Genomic DNA, 20228 nt, shown 5'->3' with positions numbered 1-20228 from the left:
CTTCCGTGTCGGTCATGCGCGTTGCGCCAGGCGGGGTATCAGGCCGCCGGCCAGGATGTCCTGTACCTGTCGTGGCGAAAGACGATGCCGGACGGTGAAAGTCGTTTCCTTGCTCATATTGAGCACCTGCAATGTCGTCCTGTGCGCGATCTCGCCCGGATCGTCGATGCGCAGGAAGTCGTCACGGTCGATGCCGTCGTAGTCGGCGGGATCGACGAATTCGAGTGCCAGGACACCGAAGTTGGCCAGGTTCTGCCAGTGGATGCGGGCGAAGGATTTGGCGATGACCGCTCGCAGCCCGAGGTAGCGAGGGGTGATCGCGGCGTGCTCGCGGGAGGAGCCCTGACCGTAGTTCTCGCCGCCGACGATCAGATGGCCGGATTCGGAAACCCGTTGTGCCCGTTCCGGATAGGTCTCGTCGATCTGGGTGAAGGTGAACATCGCCAGCTTGGGGATGTTGGATCGGAAGGGCAGGGCCCGTGCTCCGGCGGGAGAGATCTCGTCCGTCGAGATATTGTCGCCGACCTTCAGCAGCACCGGCGCCTCGATCCGTTCGGGCAGCGGGGCCAGGGGCGGCAGGCTGGAGATATTGGGCCCTTTCACCGGCCGCACCTGCCGGGCCTGTTCCGGATCCAGTGGGGCGACCAGCATCATGGTGTTGATCGCGGCGCGTGCGGGCAGGTCGAGCTTCGGATAGTCCATGCGCACGGTGCGCGCCCACTCCCGCGGATCGGTGATCACGCCGGTGAGCGCCGACGCCGCGGCGGTTTCCGGCGAGCACAACCAGACCGAGTCCTCCTTGGTGCCCGAGCGGCCGGGGAAGTTGCGCGGCATGGTGCGCAGTGAGTTGCGACCCACGGCCGGCGCCTGGCCCATGCCGATGCAGCCCAGGCATCCGGCCTGATGGATGCGGGCCCCGGCGGCCACCAGGTCGGTGACGGCCCCCATCGCGGTCAGATCGGTGAGGATCTCCCGCGAGGTGGGGTTCACGTCGAAACTGACCTGGGGTACGGTCTGCCGCCCGGCCACCATGGCCGCCACGATCGCGAAATCGCGCAGGCCGGGATTGGCGCTGGAGCCGATCACCGCCTGCGCGATATCGGTGCCCGCGACCTCGCGCACCGGCACCACGTTGCCGGGCGAGGACGGCTTCGCGATGAGGGGCTCGAGGGTGGACAGGTCGATCGAGTCCTCGAGGTCGTAACCGGCGTCGGCATCCGCGGCCAGCTCCACCCAATCGTTCTCGCGTCCCTCCTCGCGGAGGAAGGCCTGCACGGCCGCGTCGCTCGGGAATACCGTTGTGGTGGCCCCGAGTTCGGCGCCCATGTTCGCGATCACATGGCGATCCATCGCCGACAGACTCGACAGGCCCGGGCCGTGATACTCGATGATGCGGTTGATCCCGCCGCTCACGCCGTGACGGCGCAGCATCTCGAGAATGACATCCTTGGCCGAACACCACTGCGGCAGTTCGCCTTCCAGCCGGACACCCCACACCTCGGGCATCCTCAGGTGCAGCGGCCGACCCGAAATCGCCAGCGCCACTTCCAATCCGCCCACCCCGATGGCCAGCATGCCCAGCGCACCGGCCGCCGGAGTGTGCGAATCCGAACCCGCGAGAGTTTTGCCCGGTATACCGAACCGCTGCATGTGCGTCGGGTGCGATACACCGTTGCCCGCTTTGGAGAACCACAGGCCGAAGTGCTGGGCGGCCGTGCGGAGATACTCGTGGTCCTCGGCGTTCTTCTCATCGGTCTGCAGCAGATTGTGGTCGACGTACTGAACGCTGACCTCGGTGCGCGCCCGCTCGAGGTTCAAGGCCTCGAGTTCCTGCATCACCAGGGTGCCGGTGGCGTCCTGGGTCAGTGTCTGGTCGATCCTGACAGCGATCTCCGCACCCGGCGTCATCGCACCAGACACCAGGTGCGACTCGATCAGTTTCCGAGCCAGATTCGCCGACATGGTCGCGGACGAGTCTAGTTGCCGGCGGCCTGCGGTCCGACCACGAAGGTGGCATTGCCCTTCGCGTCGAGGCCGGCGTCGAGAATCTTGTCGTCGAAGAATTCGGCGGCCTTGCGGTCCATGAAGACGCGGGCTCCCTCGGCGGTCAGCACCTCGTCGTCCTGCGACGGCTCGGCGGCGACGGCCAGGTGGAAGCTCTGGGCGTCATCGGGGGTGGAGATCCGCAGTCCGGCGTCCTGGGGCGCGCCGTCTCCGGAGGTGATATCGCGGACTGCCTCGACGGCAGTGGGGGTGAGCATCAGCATGGTTTTTGCCTTTCCGCTGTCGTGAGCGCCGGCCGGACTGCCGGCAGTCGGTCGAGTAACCGGAAGAATCACCGCGAAACATCTCGCGCCGGGGGAATCGCGTTTGTTCGGGGTTGCCGCGGGTACGGCACCGGTATGGACGACGACGACCGGGACACCGGGACCCGCCTGGGGCTGCCGGGTGCGATCAGCGGGGTGTTGTTCGACATGGACGGGGTGCTGACCGACTCCGCCGGGGTGCACGAGCAGGCGTGGAAGAGCGCTTTCGACGGCTTTCTGCACCAGCGCTGCGGCGCTGGATTCCAGCCCTTCTCGGAGCGGGACTACGAACTGTACGTGGATGGGAGACCTCGATTGGACGGAGTGCGCGAATTTCTGAAGTCGCGGGATATAGAGCTGCCCGAGGGCTCCGACGAAGACGGTCCCGACGCGCAGACCGTGCATGGCATCGGTGAGAAGAAGAACGAGCTCGTGCACACGCTGATCGAACGAGAAGGCGTCCACGCCTTCCCCGGGTCGGTGGACTATCTTACCGCTGTGCAGCAGGCCGGTCTGCGGATCGGCATCGTATCCTCGTCGGCGAACGCAGCCGCGGTGCTGGCCGCCACCGGCCTGGATCGCTACGCCGAGATCCGCATCGACGGGAACACGTTCGAGGAGCGTGAGCTGCCCGGCAAACCCGCACCCGATGGGTTCCTGGCAGGCGCGGACGCCCTGGGCGTCGATCCCCGGGCCACGGCGGTGTTCGAGGACGCGGTCGCCGGAGTGGAGGCCGGCCGCGCGGGCGCGTTCGGATTCGTCGTCGGCGTCGACCGCACCGGCGACCCGGACCATACCGATCAGCTGTACCGGGCCGGAGCCGACGTCGTCGTCCACGACCTGGCCGACTTGCAGGAATCCTCATGAGCGATGCGAGATTCGAGGTAGCGCCCTGGGAATTGCGTTGGTGCGGGCTCGATCTCGATGCGCTGCAGCGCACCGAATCGATCTTCGCGCTGTCCAACGGGCACATCGGGCTGCGCGGCACCCTCGACGAGGGCGAACCGATCGGCAAACCGGGCACCTACCTCAACGGCTTCTACGAATCCCGGAAGATGCCGTACGCCGAAGCCGGATACGGCTATCCAGCGGAGGGCCAGACGGTCGTCAATGTGACCGACGGCAAGATCATCCGATTGCTCGTCGAGGACGAACCGATGGATCTGCGCTACGGCAATACGGTCGAGCACGACCGCGTCCTGGATTTCCGGTCCGGCACCCTGCGCCGCTCCACCGTGTGGACCTCGCCGACCGGCCGCCGCGTGCGGGTTCGTTCGGAGCGCCTGGTGTCGTTCACCGAGCGGGCGCTGGCGGCGATCCGCTACGAGGTCGAGCCGCTCGATGGCGATCTCGAGGTGGTCGTGCAGTCGGATCTGCTCGCCAATGAACCGGATCCGGCGAAACCGGACGATCCCCGCTTGGCCGCGGCGCTCGATCACCCGCTCGTGGGAGATTGCGCCGTGGCGCGCGACCTCTCCGCGGTGCTGGTCCATCACACCCGGCGGTCGCAGCTGCGCATGGCGGCCGCGATGGACCACGAGTTCGATGTCAGGGTGGCCACCCGCTGCGACGTGCACGCCGAGGACGACCTCGCCCGGATGACGATCGCCGCGGGCGTACCCGCGGGGGATCGCTTGTGCCTCACCAAGTTTCTGGCTTACGGGTGGTCGGCGCGGCGCTCGGCATCCGCGCTGCGGGCCCAGGTGGAGGCCGCGCTCGCGGCCGGGCTGGAGATCGGCTGGCACCAGCTGCTCGACCGTCAGCGCGGCTATCTCGACGACTTCTGGGCGCAGGCCGACATCGAACTGGACGGCAGCCCCGAACTGCAGCAGGCGGTGCGATTCGCGCTGTTCCATGTGCTTCAGGCGGGCGCGCGCGGTGAGGCGCGGGCGATTCCCGCGAAGGGCCTCACCGGTCCCGGTTACGACGGCCACGCATTCTGGGACACCGAAACCTATGTGTTGCCGGTGCTCACGTACACGATGCCGATGGCGGCGGGTGACGCGCTGCGCTGGCGGCACTCGACCCTCGGGCAGGCGCGGCAGCGGGCCCGGGAGTTGGGGCAGGCCGGGGCGATGTTCCCGTGGCGGTCGATCAACGGTGAGGAGGCGTCCGGGTACTGGCCGACCGCCACCGCGGCCGTCCACGTGAATGCCGATATCGCCGACGCGACCGCCCGCTACCTGGCCGCGACCGGCGACGAGCAGTTCGAGACCGAGTGTGGTGTCGAGCTGCTGGTCGAGACGGCGCGGCTGTGGGTGAGCCTGGGCCACGAGGACTCGGCCGGGGACTTCCGCATCGACGGCGTGACCGGTCCCGACGAGTACTCCGCCCTGGCCGACAACAACATCTACACCAATCTGATGGCGGCCCGGAACCTGCGCGAGGCCGCCGAATCCTGTACGCGGCAGCCCGATCTGGCCGAACGACTCGGTGTGGAGCCAGCGGAACTCACCCGCTGGCGTCACTGTGCCGACTCCATGTATCTGCCCTACAACGACGAACTCGGGGTACACGAACAGTCCGAAGGGTTCACCCGGTACGCCCCATGGGATTTCGCCGCCACCCCGCCGGAGAACTATCCGCTGCTGCTGCACTACCCGTATTTCGATCTGTATCGCCAGCAGGTGGTCAAACAAGCCGACCTCGTGTTGGCAATGTACCTGTGCTCCAACGCCTTCAGTCGAGATCAGAAGATCCGCAACTTCGAGTACTACGACCCGCTGACCGTCCGCGATTCCTCACTGTCGGCGTGCACCCAAGCCGTCCTCGCCGCCGAGATCGGTCACCTCCCGCTTGCCTACGACTATTTCCGCGAGGCCGCGCTGACCGACCTGCACGACCTGCACCACGATGTCGCCGCGGGCATCCACATCGCCTCGGTCGCAGGTACCTGGATCAGCTGCGTCGGCGGCTTCGGCGGCCTGCGCGACCAGGACGGCGACCTCGGCTTCGCCCCGCGCCTCCCGGAGCAGCTGAATCGGCTGTGCTTCCGAATCCTGTGGCACGGCAGCCGGATATCCGTCCACATCACCGCCGAATCGACCACCTACCGACTCGAATCCGGCGACAGCGTCACCCTGACCCACCACGGCCGGCGTATCACCCTGACCGACAGCCCGGTAGAGCTGCCCAACCCGACCGCAGCCGCGGGCGCAGCTGCGGAATAGGTTCCGATGGCCCGGGCTCCGGAAGCGGATCCGGCGGCGCGGGAATCGGTGGTCCGGGTGCAGGGAAGGGCACGGGCGGCGCGGGTTCCGGAATGGGCTGCCCCGGCTCCACCGGCGGGATCGGTTCCGACGGCCGGATCGGCGGAACCGGAACAGCGTACGGTCCGGCACGGAGATCGAGATGTACAAGTTCCATACCGCCCGCTTACCCGGCGCGGGCAACGGTAAGCGGCAAGCGGGGAGACGAAACGAACACTCGGCGGAACGGAACCACTTCCGCCGCGCCCAGACCGAGAGCCGCACGGGCGACGAGCTGGGCAAACAATTGTTGGCCACCCGCCTGCAGGGTTCGGACATCCCGATCGCGCCGAGCACCGCGCGCAGCGGTGAACCGCCGGTCCACTCCGGCCGCGCGATCGCCGAACGTGTCGATGCGGTGTCAGGGCTGGTTGCCGGGGATGAGGTCGGCGACCGCGGCGTAGCGGAGCGGGGGAATATCCGGCGTGGGTGGTCGGGCAGAGGTGGGGGCGAGAAGGAAGCCGACGTGGTCGCCGAAATCGGCATGGTCGAGGATCTCGCCGACGAACCAGCCGGCCGTGGCCGTCAGGATCGGCGGCGCGTGCGGACCTTCCTGCCAGTCGCAGTGTTCGAACTTGTCGAGCTCGAGTCCGGTCTCGGAGCCGAAGAGTTGTGCCAGTGCGAGGGACTCCTGCGACAGTAGGTGGACTGCCAGGTGGCCTGCTCGGGCTGCGACACGATAGGTGTGGTTCCGTTTCGACAGGCAGACGAGGAATCGCCGCGGCTCGATGCTGACCTGTGTGGAGAACCCCACGAGGCAGCCGGCGCGGTGGCCGTCGGCGAGGGTGGTGACGATCCATACCGGTGCGTCGGCGGCCGCGACGGTGAGATCGAATGCGTCGTTGGAATCGTCGACCTCGCGTGACACGCCGCACCTCCCCGTTTCGGGCCGGTTGGGACAGTCGTCCAGGAGCCGGGCTTCAGCCTATACAGACCACTTGGTTTGTATGCCGCGTGAGTGGAGACGACGCCGATTCAGGTGAGTTGCGACGGCAATCCGGCGTCGTACACGGCGAGTATGTCGGTCGCCTGCCGCAGAGCATCGACGACGACGTCTGCCGGTGTGCGGTGCAGGTGCGGGTAGTCGATCTCGCCCAACTGCGGGTCGACCGGGAAGGCGAGTCGTTCTGTGCCGAGCGAGAATTCGGCGTCGATGTCCGCCCGGTTCCCGCGCGGGTCCTGACGATGCCAGGCGCCGTCGAGATGAACCGCCACGAGGCCGTGCAGGACGTGCCCGTCGCCGTGGGTGAGCCGCTGATAGCACAGCGCGGTGGGGATGCCCTGCCCGCGCAGGATCGCAGCGAGCAGGTGGGACTTCGCGTAGCAGAGGCCGACACGCTGATCGAGCACTTCCGAAGCGCGCAGGGTCACACGGGAGTCCTGCGCGTCGTATGAGTGCGCGACCTCATCCCGTACCCACTCGAATGCCCTTCGGGCGCAGTCGATATCGCTGTCGGACTGCGATCGGATCTCGCGGGCGAGTGCCCGGACCGCCGGGTGATCGACCTCGATGATCGGATCGCCGGCGAGATAGTCCGAGGGGCTGTGCATCGACACGGGTGCGAAGGACACCGGTACACCCTAGTGCGGCGGTCGGCTAACCACTCACCACCGAGTTGTCGGTAACCGACACCACGGATTCGACGAACGGGAAGGACGCGACGTGCCCGGCAGCGTCCGCTGCGATACCGATCACCAGCGGGCCGGGATAGGCCCCGTACACGACCATCCCACCCAGCGCCCTGAGCAGTTCGTGGAATTTCGCGGCCTCCGCGGCGGTCGCGCTGCACGACTCGCTGAACCGCACTCGATAGACACCTTCGTCTTCCATGGCAGCCTCCTGAGCGGTGGTGGATTGACCGGGCGCTAGCAGTTTGCAGATGCGAGGTATTGCGAAGGATCACCAGATCCGGTGATCTGGCGGTGCGTTGCTTCCAGGGTGGTAGTCGGGGTCGGTATGAGACGCACCGTCAACGGTGACGGTACCGCAACGACTAGTTGGGCGAGCAGAACGCGATCGCTGAGGCGGAGCGTCGGCCCGCTTTCGGGTGGCAGAGCGGATCACGGGCGGTCGCGGGATGGCTATAGGGTTGCCGGGTGGATGAAGCGATCCGGGGACTGCGGGCGGTGCGACATTTCCGGGCGGATCCCGTATCGATCCCCGTGGTCGAGCGCATCATCGACACGGCCCGCTGGACCGGCTCCGCGCGTAATCGGCAGCCCTGGCGCTTCGTCGCCGTCACCGATTCGGCGGCGCGGAGTGAGCTGTCCCGGCTCGGCGGCTATGCCGTCCATCTCGCCGCCGCGCCCCTGGTGCTGGTCCTGGCCTCGCGGGACAACGGCTTCGCCGATACCGAGTTCGACATGGGCCGGCTGACCCAGTCGCTGTGTCTGGCCGCCGCCGAACAGGGACTCGGCAGTTGCCCGACCACGCTGTATCCCGCCGAGAATGTTTCTCGCGCAGCCGAATTGCTAGAGCTCGCGCCGGGATGGCTACCGCGGCATGCCATCGCGCTCGGGTACCCGGATACGCTGCCGGCGGGTGCGCCGAATGCGATTCCGAACGGCAGGCTCTCGGTCGGTGAGTTGCTGACCTGGAAGTAGCGGTCGATGGATGCACGCCGCCGCGCCGCCCGGAAGCAGGGCGGCGCGGCGAGCGGGATGGTCAGGCTGCGGCGAGTTCGGGTCGTTGGTCCGCAGTGGCCTGAGGGTGAGGCTCGATGTGCGGTTGAATTGCCTGCTCCGGGTCGTGGCGAGGCCACATCCGGTGGGCGACCGTGATTCCCACGGTCGCGAATACCGCCAGCGTCACCCAGGTGGTGGTGAATCCGGTTGTGGTGGTGAGCCATCCGGTGACCGGGTAGGTGAGTAGCCAGGCCAGGTGCGAGAGCGAGAACTGGGCGGCGAAGACGGCGGGGCGGTCGGCGGGTTGCGAGGAGCTGCGCAGCACCTGGCCGGTCGGGGTCAGGATCGCGGCGGTGCCCGCGCCGACGGTCGCCCACACCGCGATGGCCGCGCCCCACCGCCAGTCACCCGAGCTGGCGAGCGACAGGGCGATGGCCGCGCCGAGACCGCCCAGCAGGATGGCCGCGCCCGTGAGCATGACCGGGCGAGCGCCGATGCGGTCGAGCACCCGGGGGAGCGACAGCGCCACGAGCATGGTGCCGAATCCATTGGCCGCCAGCAGCATTGCCACTCCGGTCTGAGTGCCGCCGAGGGTGTCGCGGACATAGTTGACCGTGTTGACCATGATGATCGAGCCCGCGGCGGCCACCACCAGGTTGAGGCCGAGCAGCCCGCGCAGGCGCGGCGTCGCGGCGAAGATCCGCAGGCCCACCGTGATCCGCTCCCGGAACGAGTCTCCGCTGGTGGCGGTCGCGTTCGGGATCCGGGTCGCGATGACCAGTGCGGCCGAGACGGCGAATCCGATTGCGGTGCCGACGAACAGCCAGTGGAAGCTCATGATCGTCAGCGCGGCGGCGGCGAGCATCGGGCTGAGCAGGGTCTCCACGGTGGCGGCGAGCTGCGCGGCCGAGAGCGCCCGGGTGTATTCCCGCTCATCGGGCAGGATGTCGGGGATGACCGCCTGATAGGTGGGTGTGTATGCGGCGGAAGCGGTTTGGAGGACCGCGATGAGCACGAAGATCTGCCAGATCTGGTCGATGAACGGCAGCGCCAGGACGACGGCGGCGCGCGTGAGGTGCAGGGCCGTCAGGAAGGCCCGGCGGGGAAAGCGATCGGCATACGCGGCCACGATCGGCGCGACCGTGACGTAGACGAGCATCTTGATGGTGAGCGCGGTGCCGAGGACCGCGGCGGCAGCACCGCCGGCGAGGTCGTAGGCGAGCAATCCCAGTGCGACGGTGGTCAATCCGGTACCGAAGAGCCCGGAGACCTGGGCGGTGAACAGTCGCAGGTAGTCGCGGTTGCGGAGAAGCGAGGTGAGCATGGGCGCGGAACGCATCGGAATCACTTCCTGGAGACGGGCTGGGGTGGGTCGCGGGGCGGGGACAGTCGCATTCGCACATCTCGTGGCTCCTCGGTGGGTGGGTGGTTCGACCTGGGAGAAGTTAATACCCCATGGGGGTATGTTCAAGTATGTGTGCTGTGATGCGGGCCACTGCGCGTCAGGTTCGTGGCATATACCCCCAGGGGGTGGCAGGCCGAGTCGGGCTATGCTGGCTGACGTGGCTGATCAGCGCGTTGCGCCGCGAGTGACCGGATACGTCCGGCTGCTCGGAGTGCTGGCGCTCCTGCTCGGGATCGCCGCCATGCACGCGGGTGTGTTCTCGGCGCACCACAGCACGCCGGCTTCCGAGATGTCCTCGGCGACGATGGCGATGCCCTCCGTCCCGCAGCCGGGACACGACGCGGGGATGCACGGCGACAAGCCCGGCGGGCACGGGCTCACCCACGCCTGCGAATTCTTCGTCCTCTCCGCGGTGACGGTCGCGATCGGCCTCGTGCTGCTGCACTGGGCCGGAGACCGGCCCCGTGACGCCCGCCCACCGAACTTCCCGACCCTGCGAATCCATCGAGCCCGCCCACCGCCGTGGACGGTCCCCACCCTGGCCGAACTGTCGATTCTGCGGATCTGACAGGTCCGCCGCGCCCACCGGTCGCGGCCGACTTCGTGATCCCGGCCGCCGCCGACGACGGCGCAGCGTGCCCCACATTCGACCAACCAGGGAGAAGCCATGTCCTCCAATCGATTTCCGCTCGCGGCGCCACTGAACCGGCGCGGATTCCTAGTGCTCGGAGCGGGTGCCGCGGCGGCCGCGACACTGGCCGCGTGCACGAAGAACACGACAGCCGCGCCCAGCCTCGTGCAGCCCGATTCCGAGGCGGTCCGGGCCGCGGAGGCCGCGCGTCGCACGGCCGGCGCCACCGTCCGCGATGTGACGCTGCGCGCCGAGCCGACCACCGTCGACCTCGGTGGCGTCCAGGTGCCGACCTGGGCCTTCGGGGGCACGGTGCCCGGCCCGGAAATCCGCATCGCCAAAGGTGAGGTGGTGCGCGCCACCGTGATCAACGCGCTCCCGGCGCCGACCACGGTGCACTGGCACGGCATCGCCCTGCGCAACGATATGGACGGCGTCCCCGACGTCACCCAGGCGCCGATCGCGGCCGGCGGCAGCTTCGGTTACGAGTTCACCGCGCCGGACTCGGGCACCTACTTCTTCCACCCGCACGTCGGGGTGCAGCTCGACCGGGGCCTGTACGCGCCGCTCATCGTCGAGGACCCGGCCGACGGCCGCGACTACGACACCGAAGCCGTTGTGGTGCTGGACGATTGGCTCGACGGCGTGAACGGGCGTGACCCGGACAAGGAGTTGCAGGCGCTGCGGGACAAGGGCATGGCGGGCATGGCCATGGGCGGGATGCCGGGCATGAACCACGACGGCATGACCATGGGATCGGGCGGAATGGCCACGCCCGCCGACCCGAACGCGCCGCTCGGCTCCGACGCCGGAGACGTCACCTACCCGTACTTCCTGATCAACGGCCGCCTGAGCAGCGACCCCGCCGTCGTCACCGCGCGACCGGGGCAGCGCATCCGGCTGCGGATCATCAATGCCGCCGCGGACACGGCGTTCCGGGTCGCCGTCGGCGGACATCAACTGCGGGTCACCCACACTGACGGTTTCCCGGTGCAGCCCATCACGACCTCCAGCCTGCTCATCAGCATGGGCGAACGCTTCGACGTCATCGTCGAACTGGCGGACGGCGTCTTCCCGCTGGTCGCCGCGGCGGAGGGCAAGACCGGCCGCGGCTTCGCGCTGATCCGCACCGGCGGCGGCACGCCACCCCCGGCCGACGTGCAACCCGCCGAACTCGCGGTGGCTCCGCTGATGGCCGATCGCCTCACTGCCGCGGAACCGGTTCGCCTGCAGGCGAAGCGGCCCGATCAGACCCTCGACGTCACCCTCGGCTCCGATATGAAGAAATACGTCTGGACCATCAACGGCAAGGTCTATCCCGACCACACCGCACTGAATGTCTCCCAGGGGCAACGGATCCGCCTGCGCTTCCGTAACCAGTCCATGATGTACCACCCGATGCACCTGCACGGCCACACCTTCCAGCTCGTCAATCGGGCTGGATCCGGGCCGCGCAAGGACACCTCCATCGTGCTGCCCATGCAGACGGTCGAAGTCGACCTCGACGCCGACAACCCCGGCCAGTGGATGCTGCACTGCCACAACGCCTACCACGGAGAAGCGGGCATGATGAGCATCCTGTCCTACGTGCGCTGAGCCCGCCGCCCCGCCGCGGGTAGGTTCATCCGCATGGCCCGTACGACACCGTCCCAGCCCGAGGAAGCGGACACCGAGCCCGGCACTCCGGGGCCCGCGGGCTACCGGCGATCCACGGGTTCGGCCCGCGGTACGGCCCGGCGCGACGACCTGCTCGACCGCGTCACCGACGACCTTGCGGCCAACGGCCTGGTGGATTTCTCGCTGCGGCGGGCGGCGCGGGCGGCCGGCACCACCCACAAGGTGCTGCTCTACCACTTCGACGGCGTTGACGACCTGCTCGCGCAGGCGATTGTGCGATTGCGGGACAGGCGGATCGGCGCCGCCTTCGCGATACTCGACCGGCAGCAACCGACGCTGTCGGGGCGGGTGCGGGCGCTGTGGCCGGTGCTCGTCGACGCGGAAACCGGGCTGCGAGTTCTCGATCAGGCCATCGGGCTGGCGATGTACGACCCGCAGCGGCATGCCGCACTGGGCCGGGAGGCCTCGAAACAGTATCTGCCGCTGTTGCTTTCGCTGTGCCCGGTGGCCTGGCCGGAGCGGCGGAAGCGGGAGGTGGCCGAGCTGATCCTGGCGGCCCTGCGTGGCTTCCTGATCGACTGGCTGACCAGCGGGGATACCGCCGGTGCCGAGGCCGGGCTCGAGGCGCTGTCCCGCGCCCTGGACCGGGAAGAAGCGGCCGTCGAATAGCTCTGTCCCGCAAGGTATTACAGCGGGTGCCTGCGCCGTTGACATCAAGTGAACCAGGTGGTTCACTTGATGGTGTCAGAGGACCCACCGAAAGGCCGGTGTGCGAATGTCCATCGAACGTGAAAAGAGTCGCTTCACCAGCGGCAGTGACGAATGCGTGGCCTGGCACTATCCAGGAACCAACGGCGCCTGCGTGATCATGGCCGGAGCCATCGCGGTCACCAAGGAACCCGGCACCGACCGTTTCGCCGAACGATTCCATCAAGCCGGATTCACCGTCCTCGCCTTCGACTATCGGCACCTCGGCGAAAGCGGCGGCATGCCCCGTCAGGTCGTCCGCATCCGTGAGCAACTCGACGACTGGCGGGCCGCCATCGAATTCGCCTCAGCCCTACCGGAAGTCGACCCCGCGAAGCTCGCCCTCTGGGGCCACTCGCTGTCCGGCGGCCACGTCCTGAACATCGCAGCGCATCACCCGGGCGTGGCGGCCGCGATCGCCCAATCCCCTCACGCCGACGGACCCGCGATCTCCCGCAACGCCTCTCGCCACCAGAAACCCGTCGCCCTGCTGTGCTTCACCGGCCGCGCCCTCCTCGACAGCGCCGCCGGCCTGGTCGGCAGGCCACCCCTGCTGATTCCCCTGGTCGGCGCCCCGGGAACCGTCGCGGCCCTCACGACACCGGACGCCCCGAACATGCCGCATGCCCTCGACCCCCACGGCAAATACCCGACCTGGCAACAATCCGTAGCCGCCCGCTCGGCTCTCCGCACCGCCCTCTACCGCCCCGGCCGCCACGCCTCCCGCATCCACCGCCCCCTCCTGGTCATCGCCTGCAACCAGGACCAATCCGCCCTCACCGCCCCCGCACTCCGCGTCGCCGCCCAAGCCCCGAAGTCAGAGCTCGTTCGCGTACCCGGCGGTCACTACGCAACCTATCTGGAAGCCCACGACGAGACCGTCGAAGCAGAACTGTCCTTCCTGCACCGACATCTCCTCACCCCCCACCCGACCAGCGACGTCACGGCCGGCCGGCCCGAAGCCGGTACCCACCCTTGACCCGTATCGAATTTCACTGTCACCAAACCGATTTCACACAACAACCCGCTCCGAACGCTCCTCCCCACCAAGCATGACCATCGCGCCACGGCTCGAGCGGGCTCAAATCAGCGTCTACTGTGCACTCGGGAGGGATTGTGGCAGGCCGAATATGGGGAGGACAGTGTTTTCGAAGCGGGTCATGGCGCCGATTCGGTCGCCCGCGAGAGTGAGGACGAAGAGGCCGGATCCGTGGATGCCGATGGAGGGGTGTCGGTAGACCCCGAAGGCCGGCTGACCGTTGGCTCGCGTCGGGACCAGTTCGAATCTCTGTGCCGAGCCGAAAATGAGTGCGAAAAAGCGGGCGACGATGTCTCGGCCCTGGTATTCCAGCGGCATCGGTGGCATCGACATGAAGACGTCGTCGGTCAACAGAGCCACCAACGCGTCGATGTCGGCAGATTCGTAGGCGCTGACGAACTTCGCCACGATGGCGTCCTCTGCAGGTGAGTCGCTAGCGGGCCGCTGCTCTCGGGCAGTAGTCACCGGCAGTCGGCGCTGCATTCCCGCACGCGCGCGTTTGAGGGCGCTTTTGACCGATTCGACGGTTGTGTCCAGCATGTCGGCTACTTCGTTCGCGTGGAATCCGAGGACGTCGCGCAGGATGAGGACGGCGAGCTGGCGAGGCGGCAAGATCTGCAGGGCGGTCACAAAGGCCAGGGAAATGGATTCGGTCTGCTCGTAGCGCGCCTCCGGACCGAGCGGCACACTGATCGCACCGTCCAGAAGGGCGTCGGGATAGGGCTCGAGCCAGTGGATTTCGCCGAGTCCAGTGGGTTCCGGTAGTTCGATTCCCGGGATGTCCCACTGCTTTGCGGGACGTCGGCGAGCAGAGCGCAGCGCGTCGAGGCACCGGTTGGTGGCGATGCGGTAGAGCCAGGTGCGAAATGAGGCGCGCCCGTCGAATCGTTCGAGACCTCGCCAAGCGGCGAGCATCGTGTCCTGGAGAGCGTCCTCGGCATCCTGAAACGATCCGAGCATCCGGTAGCAGTGCACCTGTAGCTCGCGACGGTGTGGCTCGGTCAGCGCTCGGAATGCCTCGCCGTCGCCGCCCTGCGCCCTCGACATCAGGTCCGTTCTCGCCAACTCCACTCCCGCCACCTCATTCCTCGTGTGCAGTTCCACACCGTATGGACGCCGGCCGAGGCACGAACGGGGCGGTCGCGGAGCGCCTCCTTTTCCGATGCTGCGGCGTCTGGACCAGTGATAGCCCACAACATTGTCGAAGGAGCACGGAAATGGGAAAGATCATCATCAGCACCAACGCCACACTCGATGGAGTGGTCCAAGACCCGGACGGCCAGGAAGGATTCGAACTGGGCGGCTGGTTCCACCAGTTCGTGGCGGTCAAGGACCTCGAAGGCTGGGCCGCCAACGAGACGGAGGAACTGCTGGGTGCCGAGGCGCTACTGCTGGGCAGGCGGAGCAGTGAGTGGTTCGAGTCCCGGATGCGCGATGGCGCGGAGGTCCGCGTAAGCCGCGAGTGGGCGGACAAAATGAACAGCATCCCCAAGTACGTCGTGTCGTCGACTCTCGAACATCCTCAGTGGAGCAACACCACGGTCCTCAACGGCGATGCGGTAAAAGAGATTTCGGAGCTGAAGCGGCAAGTGGACGGGCAAATCCTGGTCTACGGCAGCTATCAGCTCGTGCGCACACTGATAGCACAGAATCTGGCCGATGAACTGCGGCTGGTAGTCTTCCCGGCTGTGCTGGGAACCGGCCTGCGTATCTTCGACGAGACCAGCGACAAGAAGCCGCTGCACCTGGTCAGCACACGAAAGATCGGTGACGGCCTGGTGCTCAACACGTACGAATTCGTGCAAGGCTAACGGCTGTAGACAGGGACCGTCGAACAGTTGGCGGGAGGTCATGCGCACTGCGATCGCGATTGCCGCCGGTGGCGGCGGTGATGCCATCACTGCCGCCATGCTCGCGGCCGCCATGCCGGAGCTGGGAATTGCGGCGATCATGAGCTACTCGTGGGACTGGTTCATGATCGACCCCGCGCCTGGGCCCCGGGAGCGCGCCGACTTCGAGGGTCTCATCGATCGCGGCGGCGTCGCGGAAGTCCCGGAGACAGCGGCTTTGCTGCGGGGCACCTCGACGCTGCCCCGGCTCGCGGGCTGTATCTCCTACCCGCTCGTGTTGCTGGACGCTGCGGGCGGTGCTACCGCGATGGCCGACCTGATGCGTTGTGCGGCAATAACATTCGACGCTGATGAGCTGGTGATGGTGGACGTCGGCGGCGATATCATCGCCGAGGGCCATGAGAGCGGGCTGCGTAGTCCGTTGGCGGATTCGCTCGCCCTCGCAGCTGCGGTGCGAACAGGGATTGCCAAGGTTCTTGGCAACTGATTTGGCATCATCCCGAATCGCGTGTGTCGGTCAGCGCCCTGGGTGCGATGAAATCTGCTGCTACCAGCTGGTATTCGGTGGATGTGGCGGAACGTGTGGGACTGTGATCGTTGGGTTGTCGGCCCAGTGTTCGCGCATACCCGGGTGCGGTATTTGCTTCGGGCCGATCGACGCAGCCGTCCGTGGTGGTCGAAGGTCGGTGCCGCGGCGGGGGCTTGATCTCCAGACCCTGGAACTCTGTGCAGACGCCGCCCGCTTGATCCGCGTGATCGTGGCACGGCCGGTTCTGGGCTGACCTCAACTCGATCTGAGGCTCCCTTCGTGTCCATGCTCTTTGGATCTTCAACCGGTTTGGGGCCTAGGAGTGGGGCTGTCGGCGGATCGTGATCGGCATGTCGTCGCTGCCCTCGACGTGAGCGGGGTAACGCGCTAAGCTGACCGACTTATGAGTCAGTCGGCTGGTTTCCGCCGACGGGAACAAGCCAATTCTTGGAAGGATCTCAATGTCTGAACCAGACCCCTTCGCCGGTCGTACCGCCGTGGTCACCGGGGCGGCGGGTGGAATCGGTGCGGCGCTCGCAGCGGAGCTCGGCGCGCGGGGGATGTCGGTCGTGCTGGCCGATATCGACGAGGTCGGCGTGCGTCGGAACGCCGCGGAGTTGCGGGAATCGGGCGTGCGGGCGCTCGGGATCGGCGTGGACGTGTCGGATCCGGAGTCGGTCGCGGCGCTGGCCGAAGCGAGCTACGCGGAGTTCGGATCGGTCGAATTGCTGTGCAACAACGCGGGGGTCCTGCTGTTCGGCACCGTGGCCGACTCGTCGATCGGCGACTGGCGCTGGTTGTCGTCGGTGAATGTCGAGGGAATGCTGAACTGCCTGAACGCCTTCCTGCCGCGCATGATTGCGGCCGGAGGGTGGCGGCATGTCATGAATACCGCCTCCACGCATGCGTTTCTGCCGGACACCGCCAACACGGCGCTCTACAGCGCCACCAAGCACGCGATCGTCGGTGTCACGCTGGGACTGCGCGGCGAACTGTCCGAGCACGGGATCGGTGTCACCCTGCTGTGCCCCGGCCAAGCGGCTACCCGCATTCTCGATTCGCAGCGCAATCGGCCGGATGGTTTCGGACGTCGAGCGGGGGAGCCGTTCGGCACCGGCGTGATTCCGTTCGCGATCGAGCCGCACGAGGTTGCACGGGCGGCGGTCGACGGAATCCGGCGCGGTGACCCGTTGGTTTTCGCGCTTCCCGAGTTCACCCGCGAGACCTTCCGCGGTCAGGTCGAGGAGATGTGGCGGCTGGCCGACGACGCGCTCGACGATCGTGTCGAAACCCCTTGTCCGGTCGGTGATTAGGCGGGAATCCGAATGGGAGAGGAACTCACGTCCACGATGACCGCCGCCGATCCGACCGCGCGCGCCGACCCAGCGGTGAAACGCCTGATGGCTTCGATCCCGTTCGCCACCGCCGCACCGCAACTCGGGTTCGCGGTGTCGGGATACTTTCTGGCACTTCAGGTGCAGGCCGTGGACGCCGACGCCAAGGTCACCAACCTGGCCCTGGTGCAGGCGGGCGGCGCGGCGGTGGCCATGATCGCCCAGCCATTGATCGGCGTGCTGTCCGACCGGACCCGAACCCGTGCGGGCGGGCGCTCCCCGTGGATTCTGCTGGGCGCGCTGATCGGCGCGGTGGGGCTGATTACCGCGGGCCAGTCCCACACCATCGCGCTGCTGACGGTGGCGGCCATGATCATTCAATTCGGCTTCAACACCTTGGCGGGGCCGTTGTCGGCGATCCTTCCCGACCGGATTCCGACCGACGTCCGTGGGCGCTACTCGACCTTGTCGGGTTTGGGTTCGATCGCCTCCGCGATGCTCGGACCGGTGGTCGCCTCGCTGTTCGCCGACCGAATTCCTGCCGGATATCTCGGTGCGGCCGGGTTGATCACGGCGATCGTCGTGGCGTTTCTCGCGGTGAATCCCGAACCCGACAATCGTGCCGTCCCCCGACCGGGATTCTCGGTGCGCGACTTCCTCTCCGCGTTCTGGGTCGATCCACGTCGGCATCCCGATTTCGGCTGGGCCTTCCTCGGGCGGCTGTTCATCTTCGGCGGCTACTTCATGGTGCTGACCTATCAGCTCTATTTGGCGCAGGGCTTCATCGGTCTCAGTAAGTCCGAGGCTGCCCACGTGGTCCCGCTGGTCGGTGTCATCGGACTTCCGGGATTCCTGGTGGCGATCGCGGTGGCCGGGCCGTACTCCGATCGCATCGGTCGCCGCAAACCCCTGGTGCTGGTCGGCGGTCTCATCGTCGCGGCCTCGACGCTGATCCCGCTCGCCGTTCCGACCATGGCGGGGCTGCTCGCCTCCGGCGCGGTGACGACCGTCGGCTTCGGCATCTTCACTGCTGTCGATATCGCGCTGGTCTCCGAGGTGCTGCCCGGCAGAGACGATTTCGCGAAGGATCTCGGCATCCTCAATATCGCCGCCACCCTGCCGGGCGTGTTGGCCCCGGCGATCGCGGCCGCCGTCGTGCAGCTCTCGGACAGTTACGGCGCGGTCTATCTGACCGCCGCGCTGGTGTCAGCCCTGGGCGCACTGGCGGTACTGCCGATCAAGAGCGTCCGCTGAGACGCCCGGCGCCCGCTTCATCTTCTTCACCGCAACTCCCGAACGGATCCACCATGGCTTCCTACGCCTCCTTCGACGCCACCGAACCCGACCAGCGGGCGGAACCGCCGGGCCCGCCGCAGTCGGGTTGGTCCTGGCGGTCGGTCTGCTCGCTGGCCGCGCTGGTCGCCGTCGTCGAGACCCTCGCGCTGAGCTACCCGCTGGCCCCGATGACCGAGCCCGCCATCACGGCGCACTTCCACACCGGCTCCGCCGGATGGGTCATGATGTCGTTCCTGATCGTCGGCGCGGCCGTCGCGCCCGCGGTCGGGAAGCTGGCCGATCTGTACGGCAAGCGGCGAATCCTGTTGAGCTGCTTGGGAGTATCGGCGGCGGGTGCGTTCGTCTCGGCGTTCGCGCCGAATATCGGGACGCTCCTGGTCGGTCGTTGCCTGTTCGGTCTGCTGGTGCCGTGCCTGTTCCTGAGCTACTCGCTGGCCCGAGATGTGTTCCCACCCAGGACCGTTGCGCTCGCGGTGTCGATCGTGACCGCGGCGGTGGGGCTGGCGGCCATTCCGGGGCCGTACCTGACCGAACGACTGCTCGACGATCACGGCTACCGGACCGTGTTCGGATTCCTCGGCCTGGCGACCGTCGCCGCGGCCGTGGCGGTGGCGCTCATCACCCGGGAATCGACTGTGCGGCTCGCACTTCGGGTCGGCGTGCGCGGTTCCGTCGTGTTGGGCGCGGGTATCGGTGCCGTGCTGATCGGGGTCTCGCAAGGGCCGACCTGGGGGTGGGGTGCACCGGCCACCCTCGGTTGGATCGGTGGTGGCGCCGCACTGCTCGTGGCCTGGCGTCTGACCGCGGTGCGGACCGGGGACGCGGAATTGGACCTCCGCCTGTGGCGCGGCCGTGCCGTGGCGTGCACCGCCCTAGCGGCTGGATGCGTCTATGCCGCAACGGGTTTGTACACGATCGTGCTGCCGATGCTGACCCGGACCCCGGCCATGCTGGGCCTGGGTTACGGCTTCGGCGTCACCCCGACGGGCGTGGCGGAGTATCTGGTGCCCATCGGGCTGTCGAGCGTGGTCGGCGGCATCGTGGTCGGCGTGCTGGTCGGTCGCGGCATGCTGCGGGCGCGATGGCTGCTGGCTCTCGGCCTGCTGTCGACCGGACTCGGCGCGGCGCTCACCGCGTACCACCACGACGACAAGGATCTCCTGCTGCTGTTCGCCGGTCTGGTCGGGTTCGGCACCGGGCTGGCCTACGCGGCGACCCCTAATCTGCTGATCGCCGCCGTGCCGCCCGGCGTCCAGGCGTCCACCGCCGCGCTGGTGAGCGTGGCGCAGACCGTGGTTCCGGCGATCGGGCCGATCATCGCGTTCTCGGTCATGAACGGCTCCCACATCGCCGCGCTGCCGCCGTTCATCGTCCGGATGCTCAACGGTGCGATTGTCTACACAGTACGGGGCATTCAGCTCGGATTCCTGATCGCCGCGGCGATCGCCGTCGCCGGGCTGGTGTTCGCGCTGCTGGTGCCCCGCACCATCGAGCAGGTGAGCATCGACGCGGCCGCGCCCGATAGCGGCCGCCTGCGCGAGGTGAACTGACCGCTGCGCGAAATGGCTGTGGCCGGAGCGGAATCCGTTCCGGCCACAGCC

19 protein-coding genes are annotated in these 20228 nt (G+C 67.6%); 12 read left to right on the top strand and 7 right to left on the bottom strand.

Annotated elements, in window-relative coordinates:
* Positions 1–12: 12 nt before the first annotated feature.
* Together ACFXHE_RS20100 and ACFXHE_RS20095 are read right to left on the bottom strand one after the other, a co-directional pair.
* Positions 13–1962 carry an aconitate hydratase gene (locus ACFXHE_RS20100; protein WP_379385057.1) on the bottom strand — a complete coding sequence of 650 codons (1950 nt, stop codon included), beginning with the start codon at positions 1960–1962 and terminating at the stop codon, positions 13–15.
* A gap of 14 nt (positions 1963–1976) precedes the next feature.
* Complete coding sequence (locus ACFXHE_RS20095) at positions 1977–2267, bottom strand: hypothetical protein (protein WP_379385055.1); 291 nt, start codon at positions 2265–2267, stop codon at positions 1977–1979.
* Positions 2268–2402: 135 nt separating this feature from the next.
* Here ACFXHE_RS20095 and ACFXHE_RS20090 point away from each other — a divergent pair, with 135 nt between their 5' ends.
* Both ACFXHE_RS20090 and ACFXHE_RS20085 read left to right on the top strand, forming a co-directional pair.
* A complete protein-coding gene (locus tag ACFXHE_RS20090; RefSeq protein WP_379385053.1) occupies positions 2403–3173 on the top strand; it encodes a beta-phosphoglucomutase family hydrolase in 771 nt (256 codons plus the stop codon).
* Positions 3170–5476, top strand: a complete 2307-nt coding sequence (locus tag ACFXHE_RS20085) for a glycoside hydrolase family 65 protein (RefSeq protein WP_379385051.1) — start codon at positions 3170–3172, stop codon at positions 5474–5476. The genes ACFXHE_RS20090 and ACFXHE_RS20085 overlap by 4 nt, the downstream gene beginning before the upstream one ends.
* A gap of 439 nt (positions 5477–5915) precedes the next feature.
* Here ACFXHE_RS20085 and ACFXHE_RS20080 read toward each other — a convergent pair whose 3' ends face one another.
* The 3 genes from ACFXHE_RS20080 to ACFXHE_RS20070 all read right to left on the bottom strand — a co-directional run bounded on the left by ACFXHE_RS20080 (position 5916) and on the right by ACFXHE_RS20070 (position 7385).
* On the bottom strand, positions 5916–6422 hold the full coding sequence (locus ACFXHE_RS20080; RefSeq protein ID WP_379385050.1) for a flavin reductase family protein: 507 nt from the start codon (positions 6420–6422) through the stop codon (positions 5916–5918).
* Between the two features lie 107 nt (positions 6423–6529).
* Entirely contained in the window at positions 6530–7126 is a 597-nt protein-coding gene (locus ACFXHE_RS20075) for a transglutaminase family protein (protein ID WP_379385048.1), read from the bottom strand.
* A 25-nt stretch (positions 7127–7151) separates the two neighbouring features.
* Positions 7152–7385: a hypothetical protein gene (locus tag ACFXHE_RS20070; protein WP_379385046.1), complete on the bottom strand. Its 234-nt coding sequence runs from the start codon at positions 7383–7385 to the stop codon at positions 7152–7154.
* A gap of 266 nt (positions 7386–7651) precedes the next feature.
* Here ACFXHE_RS20070 and ACFXHE_RS20065 point away from each other — a divergent pair, with 266 nt between their 5' ends.
* A complete protein-coding gene (locus tag ACFXHE_RS20065) occupies positions 7652–8158 on the top strand; it encodes a nitroreductase family protein (protein WP_379385044.1) in 507 nt (168 codons plus the stop codon).
* A gap of 61 nt (positions 8159–8219) precedes the next feature.
* On the opposite strand, the gene ACFXHE_RS20060 is transcribed toward ACFXHE_RS20065, so the two are convergent.
* A complete protein-coding gene (locus tag ACFXHE_RS20060; RefSeq protein WP_379385042.1) occupies positions 8220–9518 on the bottom strand; it encodes an MFS transporter in 1299 nt (432 codons plus the stop codon).
* Positions 9519–9741: 223 nt separating this feature from the next.
* Between ACFXHE_RS20060 and ACFXHE_RS20055 the strand changes: the two genes are divergently transcribed.
* The 4 genes from ACFXHE_RS20055 to ACFXHE_RS20040 all read left to right on the top strand — a co-directional run bounded on the left by ACFXHE_RS20055 (position 9742) and on the right by ACFXHE_RS20040 (position 13558).
* Complete coding sequence (locus ACFXHE_RS20055) at positions 9742–10152, top strand: DUF6153 family protein (RefSeq protein WP_379385040.1); 411 nt, start codon at positions 9742–9744, stop codon at positions 10150–10152.
* Positions 10153–10251: 99 nt separating this feature from the next.
* Entirely contained in the window at positions 10252–11811 is a 1560-nt protein-coding gene (locus tag ACFXHE_RS20050; protein WP_379385038.1) for a multicopper oxidase family protein, read from the top strand.
* Between the two features lie 33 nt (positions 11812–11844).
* The gene (locus ACFXHE_RS20045; RefSeq protein WP_379385036.1) at positions 11845–12501 is read left to right on the top strand and encodes a TetR/AcrR family transcriptional regulator; all 657 of its coding nucleotides are present in this window, start codon (positions 11845–11847) and stop codon (positions 12499–12501) included.
* Positions 12502–12607: 106 nt separating this feature from the next.
* Positions 12608–13558, top strand: coding sequence for an alpha/beta hydrolase (locus ACFXHE_RS20040; RefSeq protein WP_379385034.1), 951 nt, complete (start codon positions 12608–12610; stop codon positions 13556–13558).
* Between the two features lie 114 nt (positions 13559–13672).
* Here the strand turns inward: ACFXHE_RS20040 and ACFXHE_RS20035 are convergent, their stop codons facing one another.
* Complete coding sequence (locus tag ACFXHE_RS20035; protein ID WP_379385383.1) at positions 13673–14665, bottom strand: sigma-70 family RNA polymerase sigma factor; 993 nt, start codon at positions 14663–14665, stop codon at positions 13673–13675.
* 170 nt (positions 14666–14835) lie between these two features.
* Here ACFXHE_RS20035 and ACFXHE_RS20030 point away from each other — a divergent pair, with 170 nt between their 5' ends.
* The 5 genes from ACFXHE_RS20030 (at position 14836) to ACFXHE_RS20010 (ending at position 20177) form a co-directional block, all read left to right on the top strand.
* The gene (locus ACFXHE_RS20030; protein WP_379385032.1) at positions 14836–15429 is read left to right on the top strand and encodes a dihydrofolate reductase family protein; all 594 of its coding nucleotides are present in this window, start codon (positions 14836–14838) and stop codon (positions 15427–15429) included.
* Between the two features lie 40 nt (positions 15430–15469).
* Entirely contained in the window at positions 15470–15955 is a 486-nt protein-coding gene (locus tag ACFXHE_RS20025) for a DUF1152 domain-containing protein (RefSeq protein ID WP_379385030.1), read from the top strand.
* A gap of 503 nt (positions 15956–16458) precedes the next feature.
* Entirely contained in the window at positions 16459–17310 is an 852-nt protein-coding gene (locus tag ACFXHE_RS20020) for an SDR family NAD(P)-dependent oxidoreductase (RefSeq protein ID WP_379385028.1), read from the top strand.
* 12 nt (positions 17311–17322) lie between these two features.
* Positions 17323–18585: an MFS transporter gene (locus ACFXHE_RS20015; protein WP_379385026.1), complete on the top strand. Its 1263-nt coding sequence runs from the start codon at positions 17323–17325 to the stop codon at positions 18583–18585.
* Positions 18586–18638: 53 nt separating this feature from the next.
* Complete coding sequence (locus ACFXHE_RS20010; RefSeq protein ID WP_379385024.1) at positions 18639–20177, top strand: MFS transporter; 1539 nt, start codon at positions 18639–18641, stop codon at positions 20175–20177.
* Positions 20178–20228 lie beyond the last annotated feature (51 nt).

The sequence above is a fragment of the Nocardia sp. NPDC059229 genome (assembly GCF_042754165.1).
Taxonomy (GTDB): domain Bacteria; phylum Actinomycetota; class Actinomycetes; order Mycobacteriales; family Mycobacteriaceae; genus Nocardia.
The sequence above is the reverse complement of the archived record's forward strand: the minus strand, read 5'-3'. Positions and strand labels throughout refer to the sequence as shown.

What these genes read in the sequence shown, in the direction of transcription:
- ACFXHE_RS20100 (WP_379385057.1), bottom strand. Translation starts at nt 1,962, where the DNA reads ATGTCGGCGAATCTGGCTCGGAAACTGATCGAGTCGCACCTGGTGTCT.
- ACFXHE_RS20095 (WP_379385055.1), bottom strand. Translation starts at nt 2,267, where the DNA reads ATGCTGATGCTCACCCCCACTGCCGTCGAGGCAGTCCGCGATATCACC.
- ACFXHE_RS20090 (WP_379385053.1), top strand. Translation starts at nt 2,403, where the DNA reads ATGGACGACGACGACCGGGACACCGGGACCCGCCTGGGGCTGCCGGGT.
- ACFXHE_RS20085 (WP_379385051.1), top strand. Translation starts at nt 3,170, where the DNA reads ATGAGCGATGCGAGATTCGAGGTAGCGCCCTGGGAATTGCGTTGGTGC.
- ACFXHE_RS20070 (WP_379385046.1), bottom strand. Translation starts at nt 7,385, where the DNA reads ATGGAAGACGAAGGTGTCTATCGAGTGCGGTTCAGCGAGTCGTGCAGC.
- ACFXHE_RS20060 (WP_379385042.1), bottom strand. Translation starts at nt 9,518, where the DNA reads ATGCGTTCCGCGCCCATGCTCACCTCGCTTCTCCGCAACCGCGACTAC.
- ACFXHE_RS20050 (WP_379385038.1), top strand. Translation starts at nt 10,252, where the DNA reads ATGTCCTCCAATCGATTTCCGCTCGCGGCGCCACTGAACCGGCGCGGA.
- ACFXHE_RS20045 (WP_379385036.1), top strand. Translation starts at nt 11,845, where the DNA reads ATGGCCCGTACGACACCGTCCCAGCCCGAGGAAGCGGACACCGAGCCC.
- ACFXHE_RS20040 (WP_379385034.1), top strand. Translation starts at nt 12,608, where the DNA reads ATGTCCATCGAACGTGAAAAGAGTCGCTTCACCAGCGGCAGTGACGAA.
- ACFXHE_RS20035 (WP_379385383.1), bottom strand. Translation starts at nt 14,665, where the DNA reads ATGTCGAGGGCGCAGGGCGGCGACGGCGAGGCATTCCGAGCGCTGACC.
- ACFXHE_RS20030 (WP_379385032.1), top strand. Translation starts at nt 14,836, where the DNA reads ATGGGAAAGATCATCATCAGCACCAACGCCACACTCGATGGAGTGGTC.
- ACFXHE_RS20025 (WP_379385030.1), top strand. Translation starts at nt 15,470, where the DNA reads ATGCGCACTGCGATCGCGATTGCCGCCGGTGGCGGCGGTGATGCCATC.
- ACFXHE_RS20020 (WP_379385028.1), top strand. Translation starts at nt 16,459, where the DNA reads ATGTCTGAACCAGACCCCTTCGCCGGTCGTACCGCCGTGGTCACCGGG.
- ACFXHE_RS20015 (WP_379385026.1), top strand. Translation starts at nt 17,323, where the DNA reads ATGGGAGAGGAACTCACGTCCACGATGACCGCCGCCGATCCGACCGCG.
- ACFXHE_RS20010 (WP_379385024.1), top strand. Translation starts at nt 18,639, where the DNA reads ATGGCTTCCTACGCCTCCTTCGACGCCACCGAACCCGACCAGCGGGCG.